Consider the following 7,642-nt stretch of genomic DNA (forward strand, 5'->3'; position numbering starts at 1 on the left):
AAGTAAAGCCCTCGACCGCGCGGAGTTGCAGGGAAAACGACTGCTGGTGGTGGATGATAACCCGACCAATCGCAAAATTTTGACCTTACAGACCCAAGCCTGGGGAATATTAACTCAAGCAGTGGCATCGGGAAGCGAGGCTTTAGACCTACTCGATGTCGCAGAGCCATTTGACTTGGCTATTCTCGATATGCAGATGCCGAAAATGGACGGTTTGACCCTCGCGGCAAAAATCCGCCAACGACCTAGAGGGGAAAAGTTACCTCTGGTGATGTTAACCTCTTTGGGCACTTCACTCACCGAACTCAAAAGAGGGGACGTGGAATTTGCCGCTTTTGCGAACAAGCCGATCAAACAATCTCAAATCTATAACATCTTGGTGGGTGTATGCAGCGGTCAACCGATTTCGATCGAACGAACTGGCAATTCCACTTCCAAACTCGATCCCCATCTGGCGCAGCGTCTGCCCTTGAGAATTTTGTTGGCTGAAGATAATGTCGTCAATCAGAAAGTCGCCACCCAAACCCTCGCGCGGATGGGCTATCGCGTAGATGTGGTGGGTAATGGAATCGAGGTGCTAGACGCATTGCAGCGACTACCCTACGATGTCATTTTACTTGACGTGCAGATGCCGGTGATGGATGGTTTGGAAGCGGCTCAAAATATCTGTGCCCGGTGGCCCGATTCGGGTCGTCCCCGACTGATTGCATTAACAGCCAATGCGATGGCCGGAGATCGGGAGGCTTGTCTGAAAGCGGGAATGGATGACTATATCAGTAAGCCCATTCGGGTGGAAGAGTTGGTCAAAGCGCTAATCCGATGCCGTCCGGTGGAAGAGTGGGGCAATATAGAAGGGGCAATGGAGTCGTTCTACCGAGAAACATCCTCTCTATTGCCGCCGGACAGGCAAAGCAAGGGAGACAAGGGAGAGACCTTATGTACCAAAATACTGCAAGATTTACAGGAAATTGACGCCCTGGAAGAACTCATCGATCTCTATCTGGTGGAATCGCCCAAATTACTCGATCGAGTTCAGACTGCCCTCACCCAAGGAGATGCACTTGCCCTCAAAGAGACCGCTCATTCCTTGAAGTCAACCAGTGGGGCGATCGGAGCCTTTGGACTCTCGAACTTAGCCGCACAGCTAGAGATCTTAGGAAAGATTGAAGATCTCGTCGATGCAGAAGTTTTGCAGGCTCAAGTGGAAGCCGAGTATCAAAAAGTAACGATCGCACTCAAACAAAAAAAAGAGGAACTCCAAGACGAACCCTCACCATTGTGTTAAGCGTTGGGTTTGGAAATTCGTCGTGCGATCGATGTTTTTCAGCTATCGGAGTGCTAGCCCGATTCGTTTCTACTCGCTTGCAACTTCATTTAAAACAGTCTGTAAGCGAGTGCGAAATTCTCCTTTGGGATGACCGCCTTTAACTTCCCCCAAAATTTTAAAATCGGCTTCGGGAGATTCGCAAATTAAGTAAGTCGGCCACCCCATTCCTTCTTTATTGGGATATTGTGCCAAGAGAATTTTACGGTACTTGCGGTACGTCTCGGTGTCTTGTAATTTGACATCCACAAAATCTAAGTTCAACTCTTGTGCCACTTTTCGATCGAAAAAAGACATTTTGTGGCAAATTCCGCAATCTTCTGAGGAAAATTTAATCACAGCACGACTCATATTAAAATTGTTCTCCATCTTTAATCTTCTAAAAAAGATTGCTTTTATCTCTTTTTGAAAACTTGAGAGATTAAAGCGGCTCTTCTATTGTTATGGCGTTCGAGGCACTCAAAATAGCAAAAGTGTTACCAACAGGTTTGCTATTTCAACCAAAGAGATACGATTGAAGACCGTCTCAAGTCAATTCGATTCGATCTCGAAGAAGTTACCCCAAACCTAATGCCCAAAGCTATTTTACCGCTATAACAGCTTTACTCGACGCTGAGTACTTACAGCGGTTTTCATGAAGGGAGACCCCAACCCACTTAAACGGGGTAGGCACAGGGGCACGACCCCTACAGGGTTAAAAATTTTTTGAGTCCACTGTTTGTGGGGTCAATGTTTCTGTAAACCGCTATAAGTGCAGGCGAAACTCGATCGAGGTTAAGCAAACTCGCGGGCCAGATCGATCTGACCCGCGAGGGGACGTCGCGGGTCAGATTCAAAACAGGTAAAGCTCGAACTTTGACGCTCGAACTCACCTCAATCGACAATTAGGATCTAGGATGCCACCCGAGCCGTCGAACGCCGCCGCCGCCGACCTGTTGCGGGAGGCTTGGATTCCCGCTCGGTTGTTGAAGGCTGGTCTTTGGGAGTTTGTAGCAGGCATACGAGCATGGGATTACTTTGCAGCTCCCGTCGCAAAGTACGCTGAATTTGTCGCTCCAACTGGGTTTTGACTCCTACCCAATCGACTTCCAACTCCTCTTGTTCGGAAGAGTTATCCAAAGAGACAAATTCTTTCCACCGAGAGGTTAAAACCTTCTCAATATCTTCGACAATTTTGTTTTTTAACCGAACGGGTTCCATCGTGGCGACAACGCCTCGAATATGAACTTCGGGATGAGAAGTCAGTTTGCCGTCCCAATCGATGGCCGTGGCGACGGTGACCACCCCATCTTCTGCCAGTTGCTGGCGTTCTTTCAAGACGCGATCGCGAACCATTCCCGTGCGAGAGGAATCCACCAAATCCAGTCCCGATGTAACGCGATCGGCAATGCGGATGCTATCTTGAGTCAGCTCCACCACATCTCCGTTATCGACGATTACCATGTTACTTGCCCGAATGCCCATGCTCTGGGCGATTTTGCTATGCTGCACCAACATCCGATGCTCTCCGTGAACGGGCATGAAGAACTTGGGACGAGTTAGGGCAAGCATCAGCTTGTGGTCTTCTTGGCACCCGTGCCCGGAAACGTGCAGTCCCTGGCGGCGACCGTAGATGACGTTGGCTCCGAGCTTCATCAGTTCGTCGATGACGTTGACAACGGAGATGGTATTACCGGGGATGGGATTCGCGGAGAACACGACGGTATCTCCCTTTTTGATTTGAATTTGTCGGTGATCGCCTCTGGAAATTCGGCTCATGGCGGCTAGGGTTTCCCCTTGAGACCCCGTACACAGAATCAAGACTTTTTCATCGGGAAGCTTCGAGGCTTCGTGAATGGGTTTGAACAAATCATCGCGACACTTGATATAGCCTAGGTTGCGGGCGTGGGCGATGACGTTGAGCATCGAGCGACCGACAACAGAAACGAATCGACCGTGTTTGGCGGCTAACTCTAAAATCATGTTCACCCGATGCACGGAGGAGGCAAAGGTCGTCACCATCAACCGACCGGGGGTTTGCCCGATAACGCGATCGAGATTGGGATAGACCGACCGTTCGGAGGGGGTAAATCCGGGAACTTCGGCGTTCGTCGAGTCGCTCAGAAGGCACAGAACGCCTTTTTCACCGTATTCAGCTAGTTTGTAAAGGTCGAACTTCTCGCCATCGACGGGGGTGTGGTCTACTTTGAAATCCCCGGTAAAGATGACCGTTCCAATGGGAGTCGTCACCGCTAAAGTAAAACTATCGGCGATCGAATGGGTATTGCGAATAAATTCGATCGAAAATGATTTCCCGACGCGAACCACTTCTCGGGGCATCACCGTTTTGAGTTTCGTTCTGTTGGAAACTCCAGCTTCTTCAAGTTTGCCCGCGAGCAACGCCAGAGCCAAGCGAGGACCGTAAATTACGGGAATATCGAATTGCTTGAGGTGATAGGCAATACCACCAATATGGTCTTCGTGGCCGTGAGTGGCGATCGCCCCTTTGATTTTATGACGATTTTCTCGCAAATACGTCATATCGGGCAGGACGATATTGACCCCGTGCATGGCTTCGGTGGGAAATGCAATCCCCGCATCCAACAGCAGGATTTCATCGTCAAACTCGAAAATACAGGTGTTTTTCCCAATTTCGTGCAGTCCCCCCAAGGGGATAATTTTGAGCGTTGGTTTCGTTTTGTTTTTACTCATGTTTATCGGTGTTATCGGAGCTAATGTGGACAAAAGTGAAAATCTTAATGCTCTCCAAAGAACGGAGTTAGGAAATTTGGAGGCACGAATGACGACCGAGTGTTCTCTCGTCTTCACGGTCCTAAACGACGAGAAAGCATCGCTCGATTGGAAATAGAACTGCTTAAGGTAAAAGTTCTAACTGATTCAAAACCGCTTCGAGGGTTTGGCGCACTTCATCAGTGGCTTCGGTCAAGGGAGGACGACAAGTTCCCACATCCCAACCTAGATATTGGAGCGCACACTTGAGCGGAATGGGGTTGGTTGCGACAAACAGAGCTTTAAATAAGGGAAACAAGCGCAAGTGGATCTCGGTGGCAAGTTGTATTTGACCCGATGCAAATGCTCGCACCATATCCTGTAAGGGTTGACCGACCAAATGACTGGCGACGCTAACCACTCCTTGACATCCCACAGAGAGCAGGGGCAAAGTTAGGGAGTCTTCCCCGGAATACAGGGTAAATTCGGGGGGAGTCAGACGACGAATTTGCGTTGCTTGCTCTAGGTTTCCACTGGCTTCTTTAATCGCAACGATGTTGGAAACTTCAGCCAGCTTGGCAATAGTTTCGGGAGCGAGGTTAACTCCCGTGCGACCGGGAACGTTGTACAACATCAAGGGAAGGTCGGGACAAGCGCTGGCGATCGTCTTGAAATGGTGGTAGAGACCCTGCTGGGGCGGTTTGTTGTAGTAAGGAACGACCTGTAACGAGCCGTCCACACCAAGCGTTGCCGCTTTTTGAGTGTAGTCGATCGCACCCGCCGTCGAGTTAGAACCCGTTCCGACCATCACTTTGGCTTTGCCAGCCACCGCAGCGCAGACCACGCGAATTAACTCCAACTGTTCCGCCTGAGTCAGGGTTGGAGATTCCCCCGTGGTTCCGCAAACCACTAACGTATCGGTGCCGTTATCGACCAAGTAAGCGGCTAACTTCTCCGCCATCGCGCAGTCTAAATTTCCTTGGGCATCAAACGGCGAGACCATTGCCGTTAGAACTCGTCCGAAATCCACTACATTTGCACTCCGTCAACTTTTTGCAACGCTAAATTCATGCTTTCCCAAACCTCTAAACTTCGAGGGCGGTCGGTTTAACCAAGTTTCGACTCACTAAAAGTTCGGCGATTTGGACGGCATTGAGGGCGGCTCCTTTCCGGATTTGATCGCCGCACAACCATAAGTCTAAAGCGAGGGGATTGGATAAATCCTGACGGATTCGACCGACGAGTACCTCATCTCGACCCGTCGCATCAATCGGCATGGGGAAGTAATTGGTCTGCCAATTTTCCACTAATTTCACCCCCGGTGACGCTTCGAGAATTTCCCGAGCGGCTTCCACGGCAAACGGACTGTCGAACTCTAAGTTGATCGCTTCTGAATGGGCGCGCAAAACGGGAACTCGCACGCAAGTAGCCGTTACCTTCAAGTCGCCCGCGCCAAAAATTTTTCGCGTTTCGTTGACCATCTTCATCTCTTCCTCGCAGTAACCGCTCTCGTCGAGGGGAGAGTTGTGAGGGAATAAGTTAAACGCTAGGGGATAGGGGAGAATTTCCGGTTTCGGTTCTTCGCCATCTAAAATCGATCGCGCCTGAGTTTTGAGTTCTTCCATCGCCCGCGCTCCCGCGCCACTAGCCGACTGATAGGTACTCACCACAATTCGTCGCACGGGTTGGACTTGATGCAGCGGCCACACTGCCATCGCCATCAGGATGGTGGTACAGTTTGGGTTGGCAATCGTACCGCGATGAAGGCTTGCCGCGTCGGGATTGACTTCCGGAACCACCAGAGGAACTTGCGGATCCATGCGAAAGGCGCTGGAGTTATCGACGAGCAGGGCTCCGGAACGAGTAATCGATTCGACCCACGTTTTCGAGATGCTGCCGCCTGCCGAGGCCAGGACGATATCCACGTTCTCGAACGCATCGGCACTGACAGCTTCCACGGTCAGTGCTTCCCCGGCGAAAGACATCGTTTGTCCGGCCGAACGCGGGGATGCGAGGAGCTTCAAATCGGCGATGGGAAAGTTTCGATGTTCAAGAATTTTGAGAATTTCCGTTCCTACAGCACCTGTTGCGCCAAGGATCGCAATTCGATAGGTTTGGGGCAAATTCATTTCCTCCACAGAGCGGCTTGATGGGTTTTATCAATACAAGCTTGTTGTAATAATTCGATCGATTTGAGTTGAATAAGTATGACTCGATCGGTTTTATATTTATTAGTTTTTTATAGGTATCTAATAATGCAATCGAGCTGGGCATATCTCTCACTTCAAAACACGATACCTACTCTATATCAATATTTTAGCTTAGGTGAATCTTGTTTTAGTTTGGGACTTTTTTTGAGTGTAGTGAAGCTTGTGAATATTTTAGACTGACGATAATTAAGCTTTGTTGAGCCTCATCTCCATCAAGATATCACAGGTCGGTCGGCTTCGGGTAGCATCTGTGAGGAACAAAGCTCCTTGGAGAAGAGACAATTTATGTCGAGCGACCCGAGCTGCAAAGTCTTGTGGTTCAAGGAAATCTCTATGGAAGACGATCGAGACGAGGCTCGGACGAGAAAACCAGATCGTCGTGGGGTGAAAATTTTCCGCTATTACCGCTATTATGAGTAGGCTAGCCCTCTAGCTGCCCAGTCAAGACTCATATATAGCGATTGGGTCAGCTGTTATCCGACACGCAGTGAACCCATGAAAGTTACCCAGGAAAAACTTCCCGCTAGCCAGATCGGCTTAGAAATTGAAATCCCTTCAGATTTATCGGCGAAAACCTACGATCGCACGGTGCAAAACTTCAGGAGATCGGCGAATATCCCTGGGTTTCGCAAGGGAAAAGTTCCCCGTCAGATTTTGCTTCAGCGCTTGGGCAGCCAACGGATTAAAGCCGCAGCTTTAGAAGAGGCAATCCAAGAAGCTCTCAAAAAAGTCATCGAGCAAGAACAGATCGAAGCCCTTGGTAACTACCAACTCAATTCTGATTTCGATGCATTGGTGGGTGAGTACACCCCCGGACAGCCCCTCACTTTTTCAGCCAAAGTAGACGTTCCCCCAGAAGTCACTCTCGAGGAAGATAAGTACCAAGGGCTAGAAGTTCGTGTCGAAGAAGTGAAATACGAACCTGAAAAAGTCGATGAATTTTTAGAGGAGCGTCGCGTCGAGCAGGCCACCTTAATTCCGATCGAGGAGCGTCCCGCCCAAATGGGAGATGTGGCGATTGTCGACTTTGAAGGTCGGCTGGCACCAGAAACCCAAGGCGAGGAAACCGAACCTTTTGCCGGAGGGACTGCTGAAGACTTTGAAGTCGAACTTGTCGAAGGAAAGTTAATTCCCGGCTTTGTCGAGCAGATTGCGGGAATGAAGCTCGAAGAAAAAAAGGACATTCAAGTTACGTTTCCCGAAGAATACGGTAACGAGGAGCTAGCCGGGAAAGATGCCGTGTTTGCGGTCACTCTCAAAGAACTCAAAGAGAAAGAGCTACCCGAACTCGACGATGACTTTGCCAAAGAAGCGAGCGAATTCGAGACCCTAGCCGAACTGCGCGAGTCGCTCGTTACCCGATTTAAAAAAGAAGCTGAGGATAAAACCGCTCAAAATA

Annotated in this window: 6 protein-coding genes; 2 read left to right on the forward strand and 4 right to left on the reverse strand. The window is 49.7% G+C overall.

All coding sequences use genetic code 11. The features are described from left to right. Positions 1–1,285, forward strand: a 1,285-nt coding sequence (locus IQ235_RS13240; protein WP_264321927.1) for a response regulator, incomplete at its 5' end; no start/stop codon positions are given. A 69-nt stretch (positions 1,286–1,354) separates the two neighbouring features. On the opposite strand, the gene IQ235_RS13245 is transcribed toward IQ235_RS13240, so the two are convergent. The 4 genes from IQ235_RS13245 to IQ235_RS13260 all read right to left on the reverse strand — a co-directional run bounded on the left by IQ235_RS13245 (position 1,355) and on the right by IQ235_RS13260 (position 6,162). After that, complete coding sequence (locus IQ235_RS13245; RefSeq protein ID WP_264321928.1) at positions 1,355–1,675, reverse strand: thioredoxin family protein; 321 nt, start codon at positions 1,673–1,675, stop codon at positions 1,355–1,357. A gap of 540 nt (positions 1,676–2,215) precedes the next feature. Further along, entirely contained in the window at positions 2,216–4,015 is a 1,800-nt protein-coding gene (locus IQ235_RS13250) for a ribonuclease J (protein ID WP_264321929.1), read from the reverse strand. Positions 4,016–4,178: 163 nt separating this feature from the next. Further along, a complete protein-coding gene (gene dapA, locus IQ235_RS13255; protein ID WP_264321930.1) occupies positions 4,179–5,063 on the reverse strand; it encodes a 4-hydroxy-tetrahydrodipicolinate synthase in 885 nt (294 codons plus the stop codon). Positions 5,064–5,118: 55 nt separating this feature from the next. Continuing rightward, complete coding sequence (locus IQ235_RS13260; RefSeq protein ID WP_264321931.1) at positions 5,119–6,162, reverse strand: aspartate-semialdehyde dehydrogenase; 1,044 nt, start codon at positions 6,160–6,162, stop codon at positions 5,119–5,121. A gap of 576 nt (positions 6,163–6,738) precedes the next feature. On the opposite strand from IQ235_RS13260, the gene tig reads away from it, so the two are divergent. Further along, a partial coding sequence (gene tig / locus IQ235_RS13265; protein ID WP_264321932.1) for a trigger factor occupies positions 6,739–7,642 on the forward strand: 904 nt, incomplete at its 3' end.

This window comes from Zarconia navalis LEGE 11467, assembly GCF_015207075.1.
Taxonomy (GTDB): Bacteria; Cyanobacteriota; Cyanobacteriia; order Cyanobacteriales; family Geitlerinemataceae; genus Zarconia; species Zarconia navalis.

What these genes read in the sequence shown, in the direction of transcription:
- IQ235_RS13250 (WP_264321929.1), bottom strand. Translation starts at nt 4,015, where the DNA reads ATGAGTAAAAACAAAACGAAACCAACGCTCAAAATTATCCCCTTGGGG.
- IQ235_RS13260 (WP_264321931.1), bottom strand. Translation starts at nt 6,162, where the DNA reads ATGAATTTGCCCCAAACCTATCGAATTGCGATCCTTGGCGCAACAGGT.
- IQ235_RS13245 (WP_264321928.1), bottom strand. Translation starts at nt 1,675, where the DNA reads ATGAGTCGTGCTGTGATTAAATTTTCCTCAGAAGATTGCGGAATTTGC.